Source organism: Acidiluteibacter ferrifornacis, assembly GCF_009909615.1.
Lineage (GTDB): Bacteria > Bacteroidota > Bacteroidia > Flavobacteriales_E > Vicingaceae > Acidiluteibacter > Acidiluteibacter ferrifornacis.
The window spans coordinates 460,806-484,908 of sequence record NZ_WWNE01000006.1; the positions used below are offsets into that span (position 1 = coordinate 460,806).

Below are 24,103 nucleotides of genomic sequence, written 5' to 3' on the forward strand. Positions count from 1 at the left end.
AACTAATTACCAGAATAAAAAGGTTTTGATACTTGAGTTTTTTGAATGGTACAAACCAGTATAATCCAAAAACAATTATCAGAAATAGAATAAACTCAAGTGAATTAAAAAGCATTGATTGGCAAAATTTTCAGATTCCAATATTATAAAAATTTAAAGCTAGTCTTTTAAAAAATAAAATAAATATTTAAAGAATAAACATCTAATTGTAACATTTAAGTTAAACTTGTTACAGAATTAATTATGGATGAAAGTGTTTAAAAGTATTGGGATTATTGGAGGTGGAACAGCAGGTTACCTTACTGCTTTAACCTTAAAGAAGGCCTTTCCAAATTGTTCAATTAACTTAGTAGAATCATCAGATATTCCTCCCATTGGCGTAGGCGAATCAACAACACCAAAGTTATTAAAACTACTCCATCACGAGCTAGGCTTCGATATTTCAGATTTCTTTAAAGAAGTTAATCCAACTGTAAAGTTAGGTGGAAAACTTTATTGGGGTAGTGAAAAACATCAATCATATAATAATGCATTTGGTTACATTGACCCTGTTTCTAGTTTATTTTTAAAAGATAATATAAACATTAACTCGTTGAATTCATTGCTAATGGATGAAAACAAGGTTTTTATTGTTTCAGGCAACAATAAGGAGACCTACAAAGCTATAAATGAACCTCATTCATTTAGCTACCATTTAGACAATCATACTTTTATTAAATTTTTACAAACTAAAAGCAAAGAAAGAGGGATAAAAAACTATCGACGGACTATCAATAAAGTTATTTTAAATAAGGCCGGGGAAATTGACAAACTATTAACGAATGAAGGAGAACACTTAAAGTTCGATTTTTACATGGATTGTACTGGATTTAATTCCACTCTACTTTCTCAGTCTATGAAAGTTCCTTACATTACTTATGATAACCAGCTACTTACAGACTCAGCAATTACTGCTGAAATAGAAAATAACAGTATTATTAAACCTTACACCACTTCTTCTAACATGCAATTTGGATGGGAATGGAATATTCCAATGCATACTCATGACCATTTAGGATATGTTTATTCTTCTAATCATACTAATCAAGAAAAGATAATTGAAGAATGGCAAAAAAAGCACGTTAGTTTAAAGATTTTAAATACATTAAAATTTAAGAGTGGTCGCCATCAGAAAGCAATTATTAAAAATACTGCTGCGATAGGCAATGCTTACGGTTTTATTGAGGCTCTCCATTCTACTTCTCTGCATATGTGTATCAATAATATTTATGCTACGGTTACACACTTAAAATTGTTGGAGAAAGGAATCGATAGAAGTGATTCGATAAATAAAGAATTAGCAAAAATTTGGGATTCTCTAAAAGACTTCATCAGTATGCATTTTAAACTAAATCACAGAATTAATGGTAGCTTCTGGAATGATTGTAATGAAATTAAAATATCAAATGAACTTGAATTTTTAATAGAATCATTTCGCTCACAAGGTCTACTCTTCAATAGCAAAGACAAAGATTTATCTCTTAAGGCTCTTAATAAACACATGATATTTGGTCTATTTTCTTACGATTTTATGTTAGAAGTGCTTGGCTTAAAAGGTTTTAAAAACAACAAACCTAATAATGATGACCTCGAAGCAGCTAAAAAAAATATACAGAAGTGGAGTTTTTTAACTAGTCATGCAATAAATCATAAACAGGCATTAAGCTTAATTCATTTAGGAAAGGTTGAAATAGACATTCAATTTAATAAACTGCGATTTTTAAATCGCAATTTTAATTCAACAGAAATAAACGAATTGATTAAAAACATAAGGTGACACCAGTCAATCCCCTACTAATTAAAAAGTCCCCCCCTACATAGCTAAAATCAATCATCTATTTTACTAGCCTATTATTTAGGTTCGCCCTTAATTCATATTGCAGATTTCTTCCAGGAAGATTTGATTTAAATTCTATCTCAACATTATCGCCCTTTTCCAATATAATCCAAAAACAATTATCAGAAAAAGAAAAACTCAAGTGATTTAAAAAGCATTAATTGGCAAAATTTCCAGATTCCAATATTATTAAAAAATAAAGCTAGTCTTTAGAAAAACAAAATAAATTATTAGAGAATATTAAATCTAATTGTGACATTTAAGTTAAACTTGTTAAAGAAATCAATGAGGATACAAAAAATCAAAAGTATTGGAATTATTGGAGGTGGAACAGCCGGTTACCTTTCGGCTTTAGCTATTAAAACCTATTTTCCTAATGTGAAAGTAACTCTAATTGAATCAGATCAGTTACCCATTATTGGGGTTGGGGAGGCAACCACTCCTCCTTTGGTCGACTTCTTACACCGCATTTTAGGTTTTGACCTCCAAGAGTTTTATAGTGAAGTTCAACCTACTCTAAAACACGGGACTCGTTTTGACTGGGGCTTTGAAGCTCCCTACTGCTTTAATTATCCCTTTGAGCCACATGAAACCTATTTAGCAAAAGAACTCTTTAATGATCCAAAAGAATCTAGTCTTCAGTCGCTTTTAATGAATTATGACAAGTCTTTTTTGTATGAACAAAATGGTATTATTATGCCTATTACCTCTATTTTTAAAAAGGGAAACTATGCCTACCATTTAGAAAACAGAAACTTTGTTAGTTACTTAAAGAAAAAGGCTATTTCACGAGGTATTCTACAAATAATAGATACCATACAAAATGTACAAACTGATTCAGAGAAAGGAAGCATAAAGTGCTTAAACTTTCAGGGAGGCAATATAGCTTCCTTTGACTTTTATATTGATTGCACAGGATTTGTTTCAATGCTATTAGAAAAAAGTCTAAAAGTATCATTTGTTGACTATTCTAGTAGTTTGTTTACCAATACCGCTATAACGGCTACTATTCCGAATGGAAAAAATATTAAACCATACACCACTGCAATGACTATGAATCATGGCTGGTTATGGAACACTCCATTAAGAGATAATACTCATATTGGTTATGTTCATAGCAATCAGTTTGCTTCAGAAGAGGAGATCATCCAAGAATTAAAGATAAAAAATCCAGAAGCTACAGACTTCAAATTGGTAAGATTTAGGTCGGGAAGACATGAATTTGCTTTGAAGTATAATGTACTTGCAATTGGTAATTCTTTTGGCTTTGTGGAGCCGCTTGAATCTTCAGGAATTCATATGATTGTAAGTAGTTTGAAAGTTTTTGCTGAAATTTTCAAAGACCAAAATTTTACTCCTTCAAACTATGATCGTTATAACTTTGTAATTAACGACAAATGGGACCAATTACGATGGTTTTTAGCATTGCATTTTAAATTTAACAATCGACTTGACACGCCATTTTGGAGAGAGAATCGAGAATATGTGAATTACTCAGGCTATGAAAACCTAATAAATTTAATGAAAGAAGTCGGCCCGTTGAGACAAGCAAAGCACATGAGAAATATTGATATTAGAAAACAAATTCAAAATAGCCTAATTAAATTTAGTGGACTTGATACTTTTATGGTTGCTCAAGGCATACTTCCAAACGCAAGGAATAGTGCTTTTATAAACGAAAGAGCCAAAAATCACAAAGCCAAAGTGCATATATGGAACGAATTATCAAAAAAAGCAATTCCGCACAAGGAAGCACTTGAAATTATTTCAAAAGATGCATCTGTTTTAGGAAATCATCCTTGAAACGGATAATAAACTCTTTTCTTGAACAAAACAGATCCAAACTGAAACAAGTGAATTGCCTAGGGACATAAGATTAGATTAGTTAATTCTTCCCTAAGAAACAAATTCAGGCTCTTCCCCAGCTTAAATCATTAATCTATTTTACTGGCCTACCATTTATGTTCGTCCTTAATTCATATTGCAGATTTAATCTTATAAGATTTGATTCAAATACTATCTTAACAGAATCACCCTCTTCCAAACTTAGGCCACTTCGAATAAGTTGGAAGTATGGTGTAGATCAATTGGTGATTTGAATTAGACTTTTCAAACTATACTCCTGATTAAAATTAACTTTAATATAAAAATAGAAAGCTATCATTTACCTTAAAAACAAGCTTTCTTTCATTTTTGGGGTTAATATTCTCATTAAAATTAAATTACACTAATATTTGCAGGACATCAATAATTGAAGATTTTGGAAAATTAATTACACGATAAAGTCCTTTTCCTTTTAAACCTCCAGTCATTATTAATGTTGATCCTCTCTCAAAAAAGTTAAGTATTGGTTTAGAGACTGGAATACTAAATCTCCTACACTTTTGAGGTATAAAGTTACTTTCAGATTCCAAAAATCGGCCTTTTTGCTCCGCGATAGCCTTTGCCATTCCTTCATTACTCACTATAGAGCCAATAATTTCATAAATTGACATATTACCCTTTGTGATAACCTATATCTTGTTTGAGATACCGTTTATCAATTCTGTATAAACTCCTTTATTTCGGTCGTTAAAAATCTTTTTGGCACTCTTGATAGCCTTTCATTTTCTTCTATTGCAGTAAATGATTTCGGGTCTTGTTCCCAACAAAGTTTACTCATATAATCTAGATTCCCACAACCAATTTCAATCACATTTGATCCACCATTTCTCCTTCTTTTTATAGTATATTCACAGCCCCAATTTCTGACTTTGTCTTCAGCGAGAACTCGATAGACAATATTATTAAACCAATTAATGTTTAATTAAAAAGTATAAAGTTCAGCTCGCTTAAAAATAATTATAAAGTATGTTATTCGAAGAATTTAATAAAGCTTAGAGATAAACAGTACAATCATAAAACGTGGGAGTCGTCAAACGAATTTCAATCTTGAATATTTACTGTTTTGCAAGTTATTAAAAACAATGGTAAATATAATTTGGAATCATCCATTCTGATGAAATTAAACTTGAACCAAATTAATTGGGGAAATTTAGAACTGACATCTTGATATACCGATTAGTTGTGTTTATTTACAATTTCCAAACAATGATTTATGGGCAATTTCAGCACTGAGGATATAAAAGAGTTAAAATCTCGACTGCCAATAGTAGAAGAATTAATGGCAAAAAAATTAGAGTTACAAAGAAATATACCATCATACACGGACAAAAAAATCCAAAGAGCTATAAAGGTTTTAGAAAACTTAAATACTTCAATTGATTTTTTTGAGAGATTATCCTTTGCTGATCAAGAAGCCTTAGACACTTTGATAAATTTTAATTTTTATCATCAAAACAATCGATTTCAATCAATGGCCAAAAGAAGATTGACTAATATTAATACGGACCACTGGCCCCAGGGTATGTTAAGTTGTTTAAGTTGGAAGAATTTGCCATTGATAAAAACCGTTGAAGACTACGCGGTAATTCCATTAATTATACAAAACCTTCGACCTCGAACCATCATCGAAATTGGCTCAGGTAGCGGGGCAAGTGCACTTTGGATGGCGGATCACTTACAAATCAATAATATTAATGGTAAGGTTTACTCTATAGATATTCATCCTGCAAGCTTTGAAAATAAATCTATTGAGTTTATTAAAGGTGATGCAAAGCAAATTGAGTATTTGATTCCAAAAAAAATGGCACTAGACCTGCCTCACCCTTGGTTAATTGTAGATGATGCACATCAAACTATACAATCAGTTTTAGCATATTTTGAGCCTTTGATGCATATTGGTGATTATGTTTATGTAGAAGACAGTTTTAAGCAACAAGAGATTATTGGAGAATTCTTAATGATAAAGAAAAACTCTTTTTTAGTAGACACTTTTTATACTGATTTTTTTGGGCGAAATTCGGTGAGTGCTAAAAATAGTATCCTAAAAAAAATAAAATAAATGAGACAGAATTCCACCTTTCAAAACCTTTTAGGCAAAATAAGTCGTGAAGAGTTCTTTGAACAATATTGGGGAAAGGAGTTTCTATTCCTAAAAGGAATTGATAGAAATAATTACTTACCCATCTCTGAAAATGAACTTAATTCATTTTTTTCAAATTCTAGATTAAGTTACCCCTACATTACACTTTTCTCTAAAGGTAAACCTTTAAATTTTGAAGAGTACAGAAACCGAAAGATGGGTATAAACTCAACTATTGTGGACATAGATAAGGTTTTTACACTTTTACAAAAAGGTTATAGCCTAACCGTTAATAGTCTTGAACAAATGGAACCCAATTTGGCTGAATTTTGTCATAATCTCAGTCATGAGCTAAAAACAAAGATCTGGACCAATGTCTACATCACTCCTTGTGAACGAAGTGGGTTTCCACAACATACCGATCATCATGATGTATTTGCGCTTCAATTATCAGGTAAAAAAACTTGGACGATTTACCCTGAAAAGAAGGATCCATTGCAAATCACTTTAGAAAAAGGAGACTTTTTATACTTGCCTAAAAACTATCCCCATGAAGCAAAAACTGGCGACTCACATTCCGTCCATTTAACTTTAGGTGCTGAGTTTGCTACCTACTCTGATTTATTATACCAACTGTGGAAAAGTGTAAGAAGCCAAAGCAAATTTGCCAAAAGACTCGATCCCAACAACGCGAGATTGACTCCAACAGAAATTGAAAATTTCCAAAAAATGGTAATGGAACTTATGCAAGAAAATAAACTTCATGACTTTAAGAAATCTTCTCAAAGCGTTAATGTGGCACAAGGCCCCTTTACATCAAACAAACGATTTCATGACTGGCTGTCTACTGAGCAACTTTCTAATAATCAAACTTTATGCAAAAGAAAAACAGTTAACTGGGAATTAAAGAAAAAAGGAAAAATGATAGAACTACAGTTTGAAGATAAAAAAATCCCTTTCCCTATATTCTTGGAAGAATTCCTAACTTCTTTGTGTCAAGAAAAACCATTCAAGCTCAAAGAGATTAATAGTAAAGTTGGGGATTATGAAGCATTTAAAATAGCCAAGTTATTACTGGCAGAAAAGTTTTTAGAAATAAAAAAATAGGCATCAAAGTTCTTACACAAATCTAAGATGTATACCATGAATCATCTCCTGGAGAATTGCAAGATAAAGTTCCCCCTAAAGTATTATTAGTGTTTTCAACTTGAAGTTTAGGAGCTTTCCATTCCTTTAAATTACTTTTATCCTCATTATGATTCTCATTATCATCAAAGGTCTTTTTATCGGATTGTTTTTCTTTCATTTCTTTAGTTGATTGTAATTAAACACAAATATTAGCAAACTTATTCTTAAAATTGAAATTTAGTAAAAATTATATTTAAGAAGTATACAATTCTTTTCAATGAAAAAAAAACTTCTCAACATACTTCTTGCAGTAAATCTTTTCTATTCTTGTGATTATTCAATATATACTACTGAGGGAAAGTATTATGAGCAACTTCATTTAAATCAACGATATATTAGTCTAAGAGAAGCACCTCCCGCTTCAACTATACACTTAAGCTATCAAGCATATAACACATTAACCGATAGTTATAAAAAAAAGATTCAACTAACTTCTATTGATAGTTCAGGTTTTATTAATCCTTCTCAAAATCAAACTAATGCTAATTATAATATTTACTTTCTTGGAGGAAGCACAACGGCTTGTTTTGAAGTAGTCGATAGTTTAAAGTTTGTAAATCTTGTACAGCGCAGTTTAGCAATGAACTATCAGCTAAATGTAAATACTTTTAATGCAGGTTATCCTGGAAACTCAAGCCTAAGTTCATATAATAAATTAGTTAATGTAATACTACCCCAACAGCCAAATATGGTAGTGCTTATGCATAATTTTAATGATTTAGCCATTATGCTTTATCAAGGAGATTATTGGAGCACCAAAGTAATGCGAGGTAAAGTAAGGAGGAAAGTTGAAATTCTAAGAGACAAAAGTCAGGTCGCTTATCTTGCTTACCTAGAAAATAAAAAGATAGAGCCCTTTTATAAATTAAAAGAAGGATTGAATGGGATTTTTTCTGTTTTTAACAGCACTGAAAAAGAGTGGCATAATAACAAACAAAACCCAAACGAAATCGACATCCAACAATTAGAATCAGATTTTAAGTCATCGCTCATTACTTTTATTCGTACTTGCAGAATCTATAATGCGGAACCAGTATTAATGACCCAAGCTAATTTCCTTATAAAGGATCCGCCTGTAAACTCATTAGTTCATCAATATGCCAAAAATATTATGCAAGGATCAGGTTACGACTACCATAAAATTCAAATGCTCTACACCAATCTTAATCAAATCATAAAAGATCTTGCAAATCAAGAGAACGTCACTCTTATAGATTTAGAAAAGAAAGTGCCTAAAAAGAGTACCTACTTTTTAGACTTGGTACATTTAAATCAAAGAGGTTCACAATTAGTTGCTGAAATAATTAGCCAAGAATTTGCAAAAACAATAGTAAAACCTCAGTGAAAAGTTTAAAGAAAATAGGAAAATTGATTGTAATAAACAGCTTAGTATTACTTATCCTACTATTGATAGTAGAATACAGTTTAAGGCACACAAACACAATTACACAAATGGGTCTTCAAAGCTATAGCTATGAAAGGTTTATAGAATTGAAGGAATTTATCCCTGCTGTTGAAGTAAGCAGCTACTCAAATAATATAGAAGCAATTGAGCTTTTGGAGGTTAATGTCGCCTTACCTTGTTTAGCAGACTCCAATGGTCTTTTGGTCTCAAAAAATTCTGTCAATCAAGAGAGTATTCTCTTACTTGGCGATGCACAAACTTCTAATCTAGATTTAGATCCGAATGAACGAATTCATCACCTTCTCTTCAACAAATTGGACTCTTCTTATCAGATTATAAACGCCTCATATCCAAGTAGCGACTTAATTCACAGCACTAACAAATTAGTAAATATACTTTTGCCGATGAGGCCAAAAGTGGTGCTTATCAACCATAACTTAACTGACTTATTACTTTTAGCAAAGAATGGTAGTTATTGGAATAAGATTATTGGAGATAAGAAAAAAGCGAGAGTTTCGACTACCCCGTTTGTTCCAAATGTTTCATTAAAAAAAGTAGAAGACAGCATAATTTTAAAGGAATATACAAAAGCATTGAGTAACATCGGACAATTATTAAGCAACTGGCATATTACACCCATATTTATTACCCAAGCGTTTAATCACTATGACTCTTTAAATCTTTCTAAATTGCTTCAAGTCAAAAACATTCATATAACAAATGAAAGAGTTTCTGCGTTGCATCGCAAGATTAATCAAGAAATTAGAGCAATTTGTAAAGATAATAATTGGTCCATTATAGATCTAGAAAGAGTTTTAAATAGCAATCCTCTCTATTTTAATAATTATTTACTTTTTAATTCCAGCGGAACTAAAGAAGCTTGTCAGCATATTTCAGACAGCCTAAAAAGATGGGAGTTAGTAAAAACTACTGAGCCAACTTTACTATGAAAAAAACACTATTTGTTATAATTTCTCTCGCTTTTGGACTTTTATTTTGTATTTGCTTACTAGAATTAGGCTTGTATATTTATTTAGAAAACTTCGCCCCCAACCATACCTTTTACAAATATGCTTCATCAGCAGACAAGCATGAAAAGTCTAACTTTCTCAATGTAGATCATCATCGTTATTTTGGATACTCTTCAAAACCTAATTTTAAACAAGGAAATAATCTACACAACCAATTTGGTTTTCGAGGAAATTCAATGAACAAGGAAAAAGAAGCCAATACTTATCGAATTATTTGTATCGGGGGATCAACCACATATGGCACAGCAGTTGAAGATTACAGAAATAGTTATCCATATTTGCTAGAGCAAGAACTAAAAAATTCTACACCAAAAAAAATTGAAGTTATCAATGCCGGTGTTAAAGGCTATAGCAGTTTTGAAAGTTTACTCAACTTTCAATTTAATTTGCTCGAATTCAATCCAGACCTTATTATTATAAATCACGGAATCAACGATTTAAGCACTCGATTAGTATGGCCTCCACAAGCATACAGAGGAGACAACTCAGGATTTAGGGTAGATCCATATCCTCAACATCTCGCGTATGATAATGATTGGCTAAATCGATTTTATTTAGGAAGGTTTCTAAAACAAAAAATAATGAATGATTATGAGTTTCAGAAAGAGTATCTACAAAGTATTGGACGTGCTCCCACGGATATAGGCTTTGAATTTCGATATCAAAATTTAAAAGGAACCTACCCTTCCGGTATTTTCGAAAAACATTCTGTAAAAAAAATTTTAGACTTAAACCCTCCTAAATATTTAATGAGAAACTTATCCATTATGGGCAATATTGCTAAATCTAATGAAATTGCTGTCCTTTATACTTCTTTTTTATATTTTAATAATGCAAAAAGTTCAATGTCATCTCCAGTTATAGGGAAGGAAATTGACAAGCAGAATGAAATAATTGAGCATTTGGCAAAAACGCAAAATTTTTATTTTTTTGATTTAGCTAATTATAGTAGTCAATTTAAAGATTTAAATACTGACGAAGTGCATTTAAACACACAGGGCAATCAGTTAAAAGCTAAAATTCTTTCTAACTTTTTAAAAGATTCCATCTTTATTAATCGTCTAGTTCATGAGTGATCGAAAAGTCAATGTAGCCATGGCTCAATTGTTAGTTGAAGGTGGTGAAGTTAATCGCAACTTTGAGCGGGCCTTTAATTTTGTTAAACAAGCTAGTCAGCAGGACTGCAAGTTAATCGTTTTACCCGAAACCATTGATTTTGCATGGACTCATCCTAGATCTAAAACCGAAAGCGAACCCATTCCTGGTGCTTATAGTGATCAGTTTTGCCAAATGGCGAAAGAGTTTAATATTTATATTTGTGTCGGACTAACTGAAAAAATTAATGATAACAAACGTTTTAACACTGCTTTATTAATTGATTCCGAAGGTAAAATTGTGATAAAGTATCATAAGATTAATTTATTATCTGTAGAACATGATTATTATGAAGTGGGCAACACTTTAAACGTTGTAAGCACCCCATTTGGAAAAGTAGGCCTAAATATTTGTGCCGATAATTATCCAGATGCATTACATATTGGCCACACTTTGGCAAGAATGGGCGCTGAAATCATTCTTTCCCCCTCTTCTTGGACAGTTGATCATTTTATATCAGAGGATACCGACCCCTATGCTGAAAAGTGGGTAAAACCTTTAAACGACCTAGCCTCTAAATACAATATTGTAATTATCAGTACAACTAGTGTGGGCTATATAGTCGGCGGTCCATATGAAGGGAAAAAGATGGTGGGCTGTTCGTTAGCTGTTAACAAAGACGGTATAATTTCTAAAGGTATTTTTAATGAATTTGCAGGCGAATTAATTGTGCAGCAAATTGAAATTCCAGAGCAGCAGCTGAAAGGTACAGACTTTGCAAAACTTTAACTGTCTGTTTTAGGCATCTGCAATAATTTTAGATAATCATTCTGATACAGAATTTGTAATTCACTTTTATGCTGTTTTGTAACCACCACAAAATCAAAATCATACTTTTGCTGCAATCTCAAGAAATCTTGATCTTCTAACTTATTATAATTCTCCTCTGTTTGTAGAATATGATTCAGTTTTATTTCTTTTTTTCGATTATAAACTTCATTTATTCTTCTCCACCACTCTTCCATCCCTTTATCATTCATTGGGATACCATAGGCATCAACCACTAAAGCTCGATTAGCCAAAATTCTTAAGCGTCCGTTTCGTGGACCACAAAGCAAGGGACTTTCATCTGAAGTATTGGCTCTAATGAAAGTTGCCAACTCTGCTTCTGCGTCATTTAAATCGGAAAGATAAACCTGAGCTCTAAAGTATTTGAACAAATCAGTGTTATTGGTTTTAGCAGTAAAAAAATTATTATGAATCACAAAGAGCAAGACTAAACTTAGACTAAGCCAAAACAATTTTCTTGAGAGAATTAATACGATTACTAATATCAGAAAACTGATCAGCAGTTTTGGTGTCAGCGAGAAATAAAAACAAATTACTCCAGCTCCAATAAAAGGAAGCACATTTCTAACAGGTAAAAGTTTTTCACGAAAACCCATTAATTCACTTCCTAAAAACATTGCTATTCCGATTAAACTTACAATCTTAAGTAAAGTTAGAAAACGCCATAATTGAAGCGTTATGATAAATCGGTTGGGTACTACCTCGGCAAAAAACCAACCGATACCACATAACATTATTACAATGCAAGAAGTTACAATAAGTGACTGAATAACAACTTTAAACTGAGTTCTTAGTTTATACCATGAAAAAGTGGCTAAAGAAAGAAATAAAACTCCTTGGAACAACTTCTCAGGCTTTAGAAAGTATGAAGGAAAGTAATGGTGGGGGAAACGAACTTTCATAATTTCTATAAATAAAGCATCGCTCATTTGGTAGTTGAAAGAATGAGCATAACTCGATACATACATCACAGCCGGTATACTGATTAGAACTCCCGCAATAATAAATTGATAGCATTCAACTTTAGTTAAATCTTTTCGATATAATTTTCCAATCAAAATTTGAAAAAGCATTATTCCTCCTATCCCAGGCCCACTTAATGGATGAATTATGGTCGCCAGAGCAGCGAAAACACCTACTCCAAGAATACGCTGTCTTATACCCTGCCAAATGCATAAAATGAGAAATGGCATAATCAAATGTTCAGGAGTTAAGTCATAACGGAATATTTCTTCACGATTTCCCCATTGAAATGTTTTAACGCTCAAAAATAATATTGTGGCAATCAATCCACTCATTCGATTTCCTTTACTTAAACCTTTCGTAGTAAAATATGCTGCAACAGCAATTCCAAGATTGGCCAATAAAGTCAATATAAAAATTACAGTAGGAATATCTAAAAATTTCCCCGCTCGGCCCACAAGCTTCGCAAAAATAAAGTCTTCATTAAATAATTGTGAGGAATTAGTGAAAAAGTCATTTGTTAAAAATTGCACATCTAACTCTCTATAAATCATAGGCAACATATCAATCTGTATTAAACTCACAAATTGATAATTATATAAGGTTGTCAACAAGCCAATAAAAAAGACAAGAACCATAGCAGATTTGTGAGAGATTTCCCGAGAATAGCCTTTGCCCAAAACTTCTATGATTGTTAAAATACCCATGCTATTTATGCAGCATAAAATTACCTATCAATAGAGCATCCATTCCAGAGCCGTAAAAGGCTGCAACCGCATCCTTTGGGCGATGAACTATTGGCTCTCCTTTTCTATTGAAACTTGTATTTATACATACCCCCATTCCAGTATTCTTCTGCAGTGCTTTTAAAAATCTATAATACAATGGATTTTGATGTTCGCTTACTGTTTGAATCCGAGCGGTTCGATCCTGATGTGTAATAGAAGGCAAGTTTGCCGATTCTAAAACCTTATAATTAATTGTCATATAAGGAGACTCAGGAAATTTCCCTTCAAAGTATCGATTTGCTTCTTCAGCCAAAACTGATGGAGCGAAAGGACGAAAGGCTTCTCTAAACTTGACTTTCTGGTTGAGTTTATCTTTCATATTTGCTAACTGTGGGTTTGCTAGGATTGAACGATTTCCTAAAGCTCGAGGACCAAATTCATCTCTGCCCTGATGCCATCCAACTATCTTCCCATCTGCAACTAAATCTGCAGCTTTTTCTGCAACATCCTCTATTCTTTTAAAATCGACACACAAGAGGTCTAATTCTGCTTCTATTTCATGATGACTAAAGCTTTTACCTAAACAATAATTATGTGGCACTTTAGGCCTTACTCCTAATTCTTGTGAAACTATCCAAGCAGCACCCAAACTAACCCCATCATCTCCACTTGCCGGTTGAACAAACAGTTCTTCAATAAAGTCCATTTCTGCAATCAATCTATTTGTTTCACAGTTCAAAGCCACCCCACCTGCCAAGCAGAGTTTTCGGAATCCTGTTTTATGATGTAAATCTTTAACTGTATTTATAACTGCTTCGTTCAGTTTAATTTGTGTTGCCGCAGCAACATTCATAAAGTATTGATTTAAATGCTCATGAGGTTGCCTTGGTTTGCCTAAAAGGTTAATTAATCTTTCATTAAAAGCAGCTTGTTGTCTAGAACCTTGTGGGGAACCTGACTTATATTGTTTGACATAGTTAGGGTTCAATCGGAAGCAATTATGTTCAAGATGGAGAACATCATCCAAATTTACTTGATTGGCATTTCCATATGGTGCAAGCCCCATTAGCTTATATTCATCCGTATCTCGCACAAAGCCACAAAATTGAGTCATCATTGAGTAAAAAATACCTAAGCTATTACTCCGTGGAACTTGCTCTAAAATCTCAATTTCTCCTTGTATACCAATTGCTTTTTGCAATGCAATACCATCCCCTGAGGCATCCATAGTTAAGATAATTGCCTCATCAAAATTAGAACCATAATAAGCAGACGCTGCATGCGCCAAATGATGATGAACTCTTCTTATTGGCGGACAGTAGCCAAAATTATAGGAATAGAATTCAGCTAATATGGAATCATATTGATTACCAAATGTGGCGCCTTGTGTAGCAATATAGTCAACATCATTCATCTGAATACCTTCATATCGGAGCGCTTCTATCACACTTAAATAAGGTAACATACCAGCAGAATGTTTAATACGGTTGAGTCGTTCTTCTGCAATAGCAAATACAACTTCCCCATCTTTAATTAAAACAGCTGTTACATCTTGATAACCTGCTCTTACTCCCCCATTAATTCCTAATACATACATTAATCAACGAATTTAAAGTATTTTTCGTAGGTCACCCTAGGAATTAGATTGAAGCGAGATAATAAGTAGATAGGCCATCTAGCAAATTTAATATATGAATAACTAGTAGAATAATCCTTAAAAGTTTTAGGCTCTAATGCTAAATATGACTCAAACTCTTTTTTAGTTATTCCAAGTCGATTAATGCACAATTCTATAATCTCTTCCTTTTCGATTTTATAAATACTGTGTGCTCTTCCTAATGCTACTTTATAATCCAGCTGTCCACTCCTTACCAGAGCTGCATCACTATTCATATTTAAATCTATATTAAATTTAACTCGATGAACATACTTTATCACACTATGGTATAAATCATCAAAATAATGAGCTCCTGGGTAAACCCAATCTAACTCTTTTTTTAAGATTTTTTCTGCATCAGCCCGTATATAATTCATATAGTAAAAAGGAGTATAAGCTTTTATACCTTTTACCAGAGTGTAGTAAAAAAGCTCCTTTACACCGAAATTAAAATGAGGCAAATCAGGACTCCAAGATTTGAGCTTTACCTTGCCGAACTTATTTTGCACATTTCTCAAATAGTCACCATCAAAATATGACCAACTTAAAGGTTTTACACCTTCAGTTCTAAAAGACTGACCAATTAAAATATTCTTTATCCCTTCTTTATGCGCTACCCCATAAATAGCAGCAGCAATTCCAATATCGGTTCCTAGATTCAAATCTGGTGTAGATGCCTTCAAAAAAGTCAACTTTAAGTCCTTAGCTTCGCGCCAATCAGAGGTAATGGTACGAAGTTCAACACCAAGCTTTTTTACTGCATTTAGCATATTTTCTCCAGCCACAGGATTATCAAAACCATCATTAAAGTGAACCGCAATGGGGCGTAATCCCCAATCCTTAACCGCTTTGTAGAGCAAATAGGTGCTATCTCTCCCTCCACTAATTCCGATTACACAATCGTACTTATTATTTTTCCCCTTTTTCTTTATCTTAGAAAATAATTGGCTTAGGTATATTTCCCCTCTTTCATCGTTGGGAAATATTTCACACAAACTATCATGTAAATCACAATAATTGCAAACTCCTTTTTTGTCAAATGAAATGCCTGGAACAGTTTTATCTTGAACACACCTCGTACAAATTTGATTGGTCAAATTTGACTCCACACCATTAACAATAAGTTTGTTACCCATTCAATTTCTTGTTGCGACTAAGTTTTTAGATTAAACTCAAAACTAGGAAAAAACACTAGCTAATTAAACACCCCCAATGAATCATATTATTGACAATTCATTAAATATTTGACCAACTCCACTGTATATCTGTCAGAACCTTTTTGATTCCAATGCCCATCGTATTTGAGCCAATGCCTATCCACTTCATCATTATTTAAACCTTTAAAAACTGAATAGCCATCAAAATAATCTAATTGATATTCTTTAGCAATGATGTCCATATCTACTTTGTGTTGATTTCTTTCACCATACAAAGTATTCTTCAATTCCTCTCTCGATGGAATTGAAGCCAAAACAAATTGCTTTTGATTAGATTGGCACCATGAAATTATTGAATCTAATTGAGTAAACTTTTTCAATCCCATTCTACCATTTAATTGGCTTATTGTTTTTACATCCTCCGTATTACTATTTTCATTCTTTCCAAATCTTAATATATGACTTTTCAATTGTTTCTTGAGTGCCCAATCAAACGGCTTTAATGGATGACTCAAAAAGTGTTCTATCTCAATGTCGGAGTATACATTATTGTAAGACTTTAGTTCTTTAAAATCACTCATTTTTGGAATAACCCCTTCCGACCAATCAACTGAATCTATTCTACCCATAAATCCGTTGGTATCAATCAACATTATCATAAAATCACGATACAAATTATCTGCATAAGGTGCCAATATAATTCCATCAAACTCATAATTTGGGATAATCTCTTTGAAGAATATATTAAACCAGTTCATAATTCCTCCCCCATCTACTGCGAATGAATAAAGCTCAACTTCTTTATTCCCTATCGAATCGTTTAATAGTTGTTGAGCGCGATTTGGCAAATTAGTCTTTAACATAATGCCAGCTATAAATGAATCACCTAATATCATCCATCGTTTTTTGGTGGAGTCGTTCTTAATATATGAATACTCCTGATCCATAATCCACCCTTCATTATTAGGATAGAAACGATTGTCATAAACTGTAATTCCCATTCTTGTTCTAAAGCTTCTGACATTGTTACCTAACCATCGATACCCTCTAATAGGATCAAATTCGGTAGCTTTTTTATTGAACCCCGAAGCACTTAGATATGGATTAATTGTATAAAAAACGCCTTCACCACACAGGTATACGAAAACTAAAGCACTAACCATTAAAGATAAACCAGTTCCTTTTCCCCCTATTCTGGCAGACAATACACCACCGACAGTTAGAACTAATGTTCCTATCAATATTGATTTAGAATTTATAGAGAAAGAGCAAACTAAACCAACACCAAGAACTAAAAATGGAAAGAAAACAAGCAACCTGAGTTGCTTCAGAAATTTAGTACCCATATCACATAATTAGACAACTAAATTAGTTAAGAATAATCTAACTCGAATCCAGAATTTTTGATTTCCTTTGAATCAAAATTGAATACAGCGTTTACTATTTAGCTTCTTATGTCAATACCTGCAACCCAAAGTTGGTCTATAATAATACTTTGTTACAACGAAGAAGGCACTATAAAAAAAGTGATTGAAGATGCATTAAGTACTCTAAAAATAATCTCCAACAATTGCGGACAGGTTATAGTTGTGAATGATGGTAGTAACGACAATTCACATAAAATCATTTCGGATTTAACAATAAATAATAAAAATATCACCTACATTAATCATACTAACAATAAAGGCATTGGTAAATCACTTTATTCCGGCTACCAGAATGCAGTGAACGAAAATGTTATCATGATTCCTGGAGATGACCAATTTAACTTGGAAGAGCTCATCCCTTATAAAAATTTGCAAAACAATTCATTTCTTTCTTTTTACCGAGTAAACAATCAAATTTATAGTAGATCAAGAAAGTGGCTTTCATCCTTTAATCGATTATTAAATCGCTATACAATAAAACTAATACTGAAAGATGTGAACTGGGTAAAAGCTTACAAAAACGAGTCATTAAAACTTCTTGATTTAAAAATGGAAAGTTCATTAATTGAATCGGAAATTTGTAGCAAAATGGTTTACAACGGAAACCACCCAATTGAGATTCCATCTAACTACCAAACTCGATTAAGCGGAAACAGTAATGGCGCATCTTTCAAAATAATCAAACAAGCCTTCCTTGAGACTCCAAAGCTAATTTGGGTTTATTGGTGCTACAGAACTATTTGTAAATAGTACCATCCTCTCATTAATTCGATTTATCAACACAACATCATTTAAAACTTGTATTTTAGCATTGTTTAAAGAAATTTTACTTGAATAAGCATAGGCATAATTTAATATGATCTGTGATCATAAATATTACCCGAAACTTTTTCATTTCTTAAAAAAAATAGAGCATTTAATGTCATTTAAATTAGGAAACAACCACCATACTCCAATATAACCATTGACTAATATCTCGTTTCATTTTTAATAAAGTAATGTATCATCAACTAATTTGAATACTTCTATAAAAATAAATTACTTTTCATCAATTGAAGTTTTGCTGAAATTATGTACTGCGTCGCTTAAATCTGAAAAGTTAAAAGTTGAGCTTATTCAATTTGAAAGTGTTATTGATTTAGGAAACAGGCATAGAATCTCAAAAATAGTTGAGAATATAATCATCAAAAAGAACTTAACTTTTCCTTTAGACCTGATAAAACATTTAAGCCTCCAAAATAAAAAAGGAACACTAAGAATGCTCTCTTTTACCGCAGAAATTAGTTTAATCTGTGAAGCATTCAACCAACATTCCATTGCGGTTATTCCACTAAAAGGGCCAATTGCTTCCAAACAAATCTACGGTGATTTTACCGCAAAAAGCTCTAGAGATATTGATCTTCTAATAAAGGAGGAGCAGTTAGAAAAATGCATTAAAGAAATAGAGAATCAAGGCTATATCAATTCTTATCCATTCAACTCACTGAACAAAAAACAGAAAAAAGCCTTTCAAAAATCCAACAACCAATTGGCCTTCTTTCATCCTAAGAAAAAGATTCAAGTTGAAATTCATTGGCGTTTATTTGCTAATCGTCATTACTTACCACTTACCTTCGATGAATTATTAAAAGACAGCTCACCAATGGTCGTTGGAAAAACAACCGTCAACTGCCTTTCCAATAAACACCTATTGTTGTACTTGTGTGCTCATGGTTCAAAACATCAGTGGGCACTATTGTATTGGTTATTAGAAGTTGCAACTTTAATTCAAAAAGATAAATTTGATTGGAAAACTATTCTTAAAGAGGCCATAAAATTAGGAATAGAACGACCTCTAGTACAAGGACTTTTATTAACTGAGATACTATTTAAGCTTCCTGCCCCAAAAGTAATTCAAGAACTTTATCAGCAGAGCAAAATTACTCAAGAACTAGTTGAAACTTCTAGAGCAATAATAATGGAAGAAGATTTATTTTCTCAAGAAGCTTCTGTTTCCAACTATCTGAAAATTTTAGATTATAAAATAAAACTCAGCAATCGGATTCAATATAAACTATCTTATTTCAAGATAAATTCAATTAATGATTTTGAGCTCGTTAAATTACCAGATTCCCTCTTTTTCGGCTACTTTTGGCTTCGACCAATCTTTTGGTTTTGGAGGTATATCATAAAACCTGATCGGACATCATAAATCAATAACTTTACCCTTCTAGCGAAAACTAAAATGAATACAAAAAAGGTAATTTTTAGAATTTCATCAATTGTATTTTTATCATATTGCATCTTAGTTTTCTCTGAAAATCAATTAGAAATAGAGGTCAGAATAGATCCGAAGTCAACTGAGTCTATTAATATAAAGAGAAGATTTTTAAGCCTAAGAGAAATCGATCCTAAACTCCATTTAGAAAATAAAAGCCAAGGCTTTAATTTCTCAGCAGATCAGAATGGATTTATCAACCCTTCTGGCAAACATAAGGATTCTGATATTGACATTGTCTTTCTGGGTGGATCGACAACTGAATGCCTAAAAGTTGATGAAAACTTAAGGTTCCCATACTTAACTGGCAAAATCTTAGGGCAAAAATCTAAACTAAAAATAAACACGTTTAATGCCAGTAGAGCAGGTAATAATAGTCTAAATTCCTATGTTAAGTTATTAAATGTAGTTGTTCCTATGAGGCCGGATTATGCGGTAGTAATGCACAATATAAATGATTTAGTTCATTTAATTTACACCGAATCATATTGGAGTACATCCAACAAATATAGACTGATGGTGTCTAGCTTTGATTCAACATCTTACTACAATCATGACATTTCATCTTTTTATAAGAATGAATATTATTTTCCGAATACGATAAAGGCTATAAAAGAGGTTAAATCCTCAATTTTCAAAAAAAGGGCGCACGACAATGAGTGGATAAATACCAATGATGTAAGTAATATGGGTGATACCAATCAAATTTATGCAGACTTTACGAGTGCTCTAGAAATCTTTGTTCATACGTGCATTGCATGGGATATAAAACCCATCTTAATGACTCAACAAAATCGAGCATTAACGCAAGAAGACGCTAAACATCTTAAAAACAAACTAGCAAAACGAGGTTTAAGCCTATCTGACTTCAATAACATATACAAACGAGCCAACACTATAATCAGAAATGTAGCTCAGCAAAACAAGATAGACCTAATTGATCTTGATCAAAAAATACCAAAAACAGCTAAATACATGAAAGATTTTGTTCATTTCAATAACGAAGGTTCACAATTAGCAGCAAATATTATTAGCGATGCCTTATTATTAAAAATCAATACTACACGTTTATTACAAGCCAAATGAATAAAGAGAAGGCTCAACTTTTTGAACGCAATCCTAAAACAACAATCATTGTTTTTTTTGTAGTCGTTAGCACAGTTATTTTGTGTCTTTCAGAATTTTATTTGGGGCAATCTAAAACGAAAATGATTCGTAAAGGAAACAGCAGATACGTTGATTTAGGAGAACCTTCACCAAATAGCCATATTAATTTAAAACTAGATACTAACAGCTCCCCAGATCTATTTATACTCAATGACTCTTTAGAATTTGAAACTGATAAAAATGGATTTATTAAACCCTCTTTTTTAAAGGAGAACAACAATACTTCAATTGTATTTTTAGGAGATGGAACAACTGCAAATCTACATCTAAAGCCAGAAGATAGATTCACATATCTAACCGGTAAAAACTTACAATTGAATACCTTCAACGCAGGTTTCCCCGGCAACGATATTATTCACTCCATTAATAGACTTATAGGTACAATTATTCCATTAAAACCAAAATATGTCTTGTTAATGCATACTTTAAACGATTTAATCATATTAACGGAAAATGGGAATTATTGGGACTATGAAAAAAATCAAAAGGTAAAATCCTTTGAGAGCTTAGAAAATGAAAATGATTTCAGTAGTTTACTTACTCTAAAAAAAATAAGAAGTACACTTTTTAATCAAACGAAAGAAATAGAAGAAACTAAGAATCAAACGATAAAAATAGACACTTCACTAATTTATAAGAACTACAGAAGTGCTTTATTAACTTTCATTGCTGTTTGTAAAGATTGGCACATTACTCCCATTCTAATGACACAGGCCAACCTATTAGATTCAACTAAAAACATTTCAAATTTATTGAAACTTTCATTGAACAATGGTTTAACCGACGAAGAAATTATTGCAATTCACAGGCGGTTCAACTCTTTAATTATTCAAACTGCCAAATCTCAATCTATTCATTACATAGACCTTGACCAACACCTATCTAATCAACCTCAATATTTCTATAATGAATTAGCGCTAAAACCAGAAGGGTCAAAGTATGTTTCAACAATAATAAGTGATTCTCTATCTATTTGGATAAATGAAAATTGAAAAAAATTATAAGTTGTTACGTAAAAAAGACAGTTACAATTAACTCGTTTATTTGAACAGAAACAAAATACACCGCTGGATAACAAGCAATAAATGTCCAAAAGAAAAAGCTATAGTTATATCTTACATACAGGAAAGCATGAAACAAGAATCCAATTATCATAAAAACAATTGCAAGTTGTTTGAATGCTAAACCTAAGAAAAAACTACATTCGAATAAAATAACCAAAAAACCAAAGTACTTCCAAAACTCATGTTTACCTTTAAAAGGGAAAGAACTTTCTTCGGCAAAATTGATCATTCGAGCACCGTTTCTCCAACTTTTACTTTCACTCTTCTTATAGCCTGAGGCGAAGTAAGCCAAGCAAAGAAACAAAGAAATAGCAGTCAAAATAATTATAGAAACCTGTTCTGTTGGAAACAGAGAATGGAACATAATCCCAATCAAAAGAACTCGTTGCAATGGCGACTCAGACACTGGAAAAAATTTCCATCTGGGAAATGCAATCTGATCAATTATCAGTAGGAACAATATAGGAATGAAATGTACTTCTTTGTAGTAACATTGCAGCAACACAAGAAACCCAAGCAGCAATCTCAAAATCAACAGAATCCACACTCCAGGAGAATTATAAAAATACCTAAATCCATTTGCTAGCTTAGATTTTAAAATTCCTTGATTTAACGGATAATTAGCAATATTTGGTAACTTAATGAAAAGCAATAGATTTTCTAAAGCGGATTGAATTGCACCAATCCCAACCAGCAGAGTAATAAATATAAAGGTATTATCTATGTTCATTTTAATGCAAGAGCTTTAGAAGTTAACAGGTTTTCACTTGAACCATTTTCAAAATGGCGTTCCACTTTTACTTGTCTATATTTAGCCTTATTGGGGTTTGGAAGCTCAATAATAACTGCACATAAATAATCAAAAAAATGAAGATTAAGTTTTGCACTCGTATTGAACCTTCTCGGAGCATGAATTTTTTTTAAACAGTCGATAACAAAGCATTCAAATCGAAACACTGGACTAATCAAGATGCTGTTTTTTTGAATTAGATTCGGATCTAACGATTTCCAATTAAACTCTTCCAATTCAGAATCAAAATCACAATAAACAACTTGAAATTCTTTTTCGGACCCAATCCTACTCGTATACATTGACCAAGCATTAACCCAACCCCATTTGTGCAGTAATTTTCCCAGTTTACCCAATACCTTTTTATTAAAGACATAAAAGATGCTGATAATAAACCAAATTGTAAAAATCGATGCTACTAGAGATACTTCCATTTCTTAATTATAGTTCAACACTATTTAGATTTAAAGTACATTTTAAGATAGGAGAAACTTCGATTGTAGAAGAATCCGTCTCATAATTATCAATATACCATTTAGAGCAATATCCGCCAAACTTATCAGACAACTCAGCTATCAAAGATTGATATTTTTTTTTCAGAAAAAGACTAATCTTTTCGGGTGCAACAGTACTATAAGAAACATTCGTTTTTAAGTCCAAATTTGTTAATCTAGTTACCATTTTTTCATTGCCGCCAACAAATCCTACAATCTCTTTTAAAAACTGTTTTGGTTGTTCTTCAATTGCATCAAAGAAACCAATCAAGATTTGTTCTTTCTTATAATATTTCACATAATTTTCAAGTGTTTGAATATAACTAGATCTCAAGTGCTGAAAATCATGATTGAGAAATTGAATAATTTTTTCATCCTCCAATGTACCGATCGAATCTATTAAGGAATTACTACCTTTCACACTTAAACTGCTTTTATATCTATCCCATTCTTTATCCAATGGCTCTCTTTCACTAATAAAGCTTCTATATTGAGACCATGCCCTTTCTATCGGATTTCGAATGATAAAAATAATTTTTACATGCGGTACTAAATCATGCATTCGTTTTATTCCATCTTTATCAATTGCAGCATACGAAGGAGAAATTTCACCAGTTATTCCTTTACAATTATCAAATAAGGATAAATACCAGCTTTCATTATAATTGGAAAAATACCATTTGATTAACCACCTGAATTTTCTAGAGTCTTTTCGATTTTTAAACAATACATTCAATGCCGTTTTCGTCCACTTTAAGTTTATTAATCTTTTCTGCAATGAAGCCTCTTGCAATAAGTTTGACTTCCCATAAACCGTTGAAAATCTATCAAAATAGTGAAGCTCCTTTATCGGAGGCAAACTAAATTCTTCCAACTCATTAAGCCGAGCATATAACCATGAGGTTCCCGACTTTTGAGCACCTATGCCAATAAAGTTAATATGATTATCGGAATTTCTAAATCGAATACTCATTGTAAAGTAATGATCATC

Annotated in this window: 21 protein-coding genes; 12 read left to right on the top strand and 9 right to left on the bottom strand. The window is 32.2% G+C overall.

What is annotated here, in order from left to right; all coding sequences use genetic code 11:
* Window positions 1-247 precede the first annotated feature (247 nt).
* Window positions 248-1,816 carry a tryptophan 7-halogenase gene (locus tag GQN54_RS08460; protein ID WP_160633093.1) on the top strand — a complete coding sequence of 523 codons (1,569 nt, stop codon included), beginning with the start codon at window positions 248-250 and terminating at the stop codon, window positions 1,814-1,816.
* A 345-nt stretch (window positions 1,817-2,161) separates the two neighbouring features.
* Window positions 2,162-3,679: a tryptophan halogenase family protein gene (locus GQN54_RS08465; protein ID WP_160633094.1), complete on the top strand. Its 1,518-nt coding sequence runs from the start codon at window positions 2,162-2,164 to the stop codon at window positions 3,677-3,679.
* A 419-nt stretch (window positions 3,680-4,098) separates the two neighbouring features.
* On the opposite strand, the gene GQN54_RS08470 is transcribed toward GQN54_RS08465, so the two are convergent.
* Window positions 4,099-4,371 carry an SAM-dependent methyltransferase gene (locus GQN54_RS08470; protein ID WP_160633095.1) on the bottom strand — a complete coding sequence of 91 codons (273 nt, stop codon included), beginning with the start codon at window positions 4,369-4,371 and terminating at the stop codon, window positions 4,099-4,101.
* 602 nt (window positions 4,372-4,973) lie between these two features.
* Between GQN54_RS08470 and GQN54_RS08475 the strand changes: the two genes are divergently transcribed.
* Both GQN54_RS08475 and GQN54_RS08480 read left to right on the top strand, forming a co-directional pair.
* Window positions 4,974-5,819 (top strand): CmcI family methyltransferase, encoded by an 846-nt coding sequence (locus GQN54_RS08475; RefSeq protein ID WP_160633096.1) that lies wholly within the window; start codon window positions 4,974-4,976, stop codon window positions 5,817-5,819.
* A complete protein-coding gene (locus GQN54_RS08480) occupies window positions 5,820-6,947 on the top strand; it encodes a cupin domain-containing protein (protein ID WP_160633097.1) in 1,128 nt (375 codons plus the stop codon).
* A gap of 22 nt (window positions 6,948-6,969) precedes the next feature.
* Here the strand turns inward: GQN54_RS08480 and GQN54_RS08485 are convergent, their stop codons facing one another.
* Window positions 6,970-7,146, bottom strand: a complete 177-nt coding sequence (locus tag GQN54_RS08485) for a hypothetical protein (protein WP_160633098.1) — start codon at window positions 7,144-7,146, stop codon at window positions 6,970-6,972.
* Window positions 7,147-7,245: 99 nt separating this feature from the next.
* On the opposite strand from GQN54_RS08485, the gene GQN54_RS08490 reads away from it, so the two are divergent.
* The 4 genes from GQN54_RS08490 to GQN54_RS08505 all read left to right on the top strand — a co-directional run bounded on the left by GQN54_RS08490 (window position 7,246) and on the right by GQN54_RS08505 (window position 11,348).
* Window positions 7,246-8,373 carry an SGNH/GDSL hydrolase family protein gene (locus tag GQN54_RS08490; RefSeq protein ID WP_160633099.1) on the top strand — a complete coding sequence of 376 codons (1,128 nt, stop codon included), beginning with the start codon at window positions 7,246-7,248 and terminating at the stop codon, window positions 8,371-8,373.
* A gap of 107 nt (window positions 8,374-8,480) precedes the next feature.
* Complete coding sequence (locus GQN54_RS08495) at window positions 8,481-9,383, top strand: hypothetical protein (RefSeq protein ID WP_160633100.1); 903 nt, start codon at window positions 8,481-8,483, stop codon at window positions 9,381-9,383.
* Complete coding sequence (locus GQN54_RS08500; RefSeq protein ID WP_160633101.1) at window positions 9,380-10,540, top strand: SGNH/GDSL hydrolase family protein; 1,161 nt, start codon at window positions 9,380-9,382, stop codon at window positions 10,538-10,540. Before GQN54_RS08495 ends, GQN54_RS08500 begins: the two co-directional genes overlap by 4 nt.
* Window positions 10,533-11,348: a carbon-nitrogen hydrolase family protein gene (locus GQN54_RS08505; protein ID WP_160633102.1), complete on the top strand. Its 816-nt coding sequence runs from the start codon at window positions 10,533-10,535 to the stop codon at window positions 11,346-11,348. The genes GQN54_RS08500 and GQN54_RS08505 overlap by 8 nt, the downstream gene beginning before the upstream one ends.
* Here the strand turns inward: GQN54_RS08505 and GQN54_RS08510 are convergent.
* The 4 genes from GQN54_RS08510 to GQN54_RS08525 form a co-directional block, all read right to left on the bottom strand.
* Window positions 11,345-13,078: a DUF6798 domain-containing protein gene (locus GQN54_RS08510; protein WP_160633103.1), complete on the bottom strand. Its 1,734-nt coding sequence runs from the start codon at window positions 13,076-13,078 to the stop codon at window positions 11,345-11,347. The genes GQN54_RS08505 and GQN54_RS08510 overlap by 4 nt on opposite strands.
* A 1-nt stretch (window position 13,079) precedes the next feature.
* Window positions 13,080-14,696 (bottom strand): carbamoyltransferase family protein, encoded by a 1,617-nt coding sequence (locus GQN54_RS08515; RefSeq protein WP_160633104.1) that lies wholly within the window; start codon window positions 14,694-14,696, stop codon window positions 13,080-13,082.
* Window positions 14,696-15,892 (bottom strand): N-acetyl sugar amidotransferase, encoded by a 1,197-nt coding sequence (locus GQN54_RS08520; protein WP_160633105.1) that lies wholly within the window; start codon window positions 15,890-15,892, stop codon window positions 14,696-14,698. The genes GQN54_RS08515 and GQN54_RS08520 overlap by 1 nt, the downstream gene beginning before the upstream one ends.
* Window positions 15,893-15,978: 86 nt before the next feature.
* Window positions 15,979-17,259, bottom strand: coding sequence for a hypothetical protein (locus GQN54_RS08525; RefSeq protein ID WP_160633106.1), 1,281 nt, complete (start codon window positions 17,257-17,259; stop codon window positions 15,979-15,981).
* Window positions 17,260-17,367: 108 nt separating this feature from the next.
* Here GQN54_RS08525 and GQN54_RS08530 point away from each other — a divergent pair, with 108 nt between their 5' ends.
* The 4 genes from GQN54_RS08530 (at window position 17,368) to GQN54_RS08545 (ending at window position 21,756) form a co-directional block, all read left to right on the top strand.
* Window positions 17,368-18,090, top strand: coding sequence for a glycosyltransferase family 2 protein (locus tag GQN54_RS08530; protein WP_160633107.1), 723 nt, complete (start codon window positions 17,368-17,370; stop codon window positions 18,088-18,090).
* Between the two features lie 310 nt (window positions 18,091-18,400).
* Window positions 18,401-19,531 carry a nucleotidyltransferase domain-containing protein gene (locus tag GQN54_RS08535; protein WP_160633108.1) on the top strand — a complete coding sequence of 377 codons (1,131 nt, stop codon included), beginning with the start codon at window positions 18,401-18,403 and terminating at the stop codon, window positions 19,529-19,531.
* A gap of 33 nt (window positions 19,532-19,564) precedes the next feature.
* Window positions 19,565-20,683 (top strand): SGNH/GDSL hydrolase family protein, encoded by a 1,119-nt coding sequence (locus GQN54_RS08540; RefSeq protein ID WP_160633109.1) that lies wholly within the window; start codon window positions 19,565-19,567, stop codon window positions 20,681-20,683.
* Window positions 20,680-21,756 (top strand): SGNH/GDSL hydrolase family protein, encoded by a 1,077-nt coding sequence (locus tag GQN54_RS08545; protein WP_160633110.1) that lies wholly within the window; start codon window positions 20,680-20,682, stop codon window positions 21,754-21,756. Before GQN54_RS08540 ends, GQN54_RS08545 begins: the two co-directional genes overlap by 4 nt.
* A 16-nt stretch (window positions 21,757-21,772) precedes the next feature.
* Here the strand turns inward: GQN54_RS08545 and GQN54_RS08550 are convergent, their stop codons facing one another.
* The 3 genes from GQN54_RS08550 to GQN54_RS08560 are packed head-to-tail and all read right to left on the bottom strand — an operon-like array spanning window position 21,773 to window position 24,085.
* Window positions 21,773-22,558, bottom strand: a complete 786-nt coding sequence (locus GQN54_RS08550) for a hypothetical protein (protein WP_160633111.1) — start codon at window positions 22,556-22,558, stop codon at window positions 21,773-21,775.
* Window positions 22,555-23,052, bottom strand: a complete 498-nt coding sequence (locus GQN54_RS08555; RefSeq protein ID WP_160633112.1) for a hypothetical protein — start codon at window positions 23,050-23,052, stop codon at window positions 22,555-22,557. The genes GQN54_RS08550 and GQN54_RS08555 overlap by 4 nt, the downstream gene beginning before the upstream one ends.
* A 7-nt stretch (window positions 23,053-23,059) precedes the next feature.
* The gene (locus tag GQN54_RS08560) at window positions 23,060-24,085 is read right to left on the bottom strand and encodes a sulfotransferase domain-containing protein (protein WP_160633113.1); all 1,026 of its coding nucleotides are present in this window, start codon (window positions 24,083-24,085) and stop codon (window positions 23,060-23,062) included.
* Window positions 24,086-24,103 lie beyond the last annotated feature (18 nt).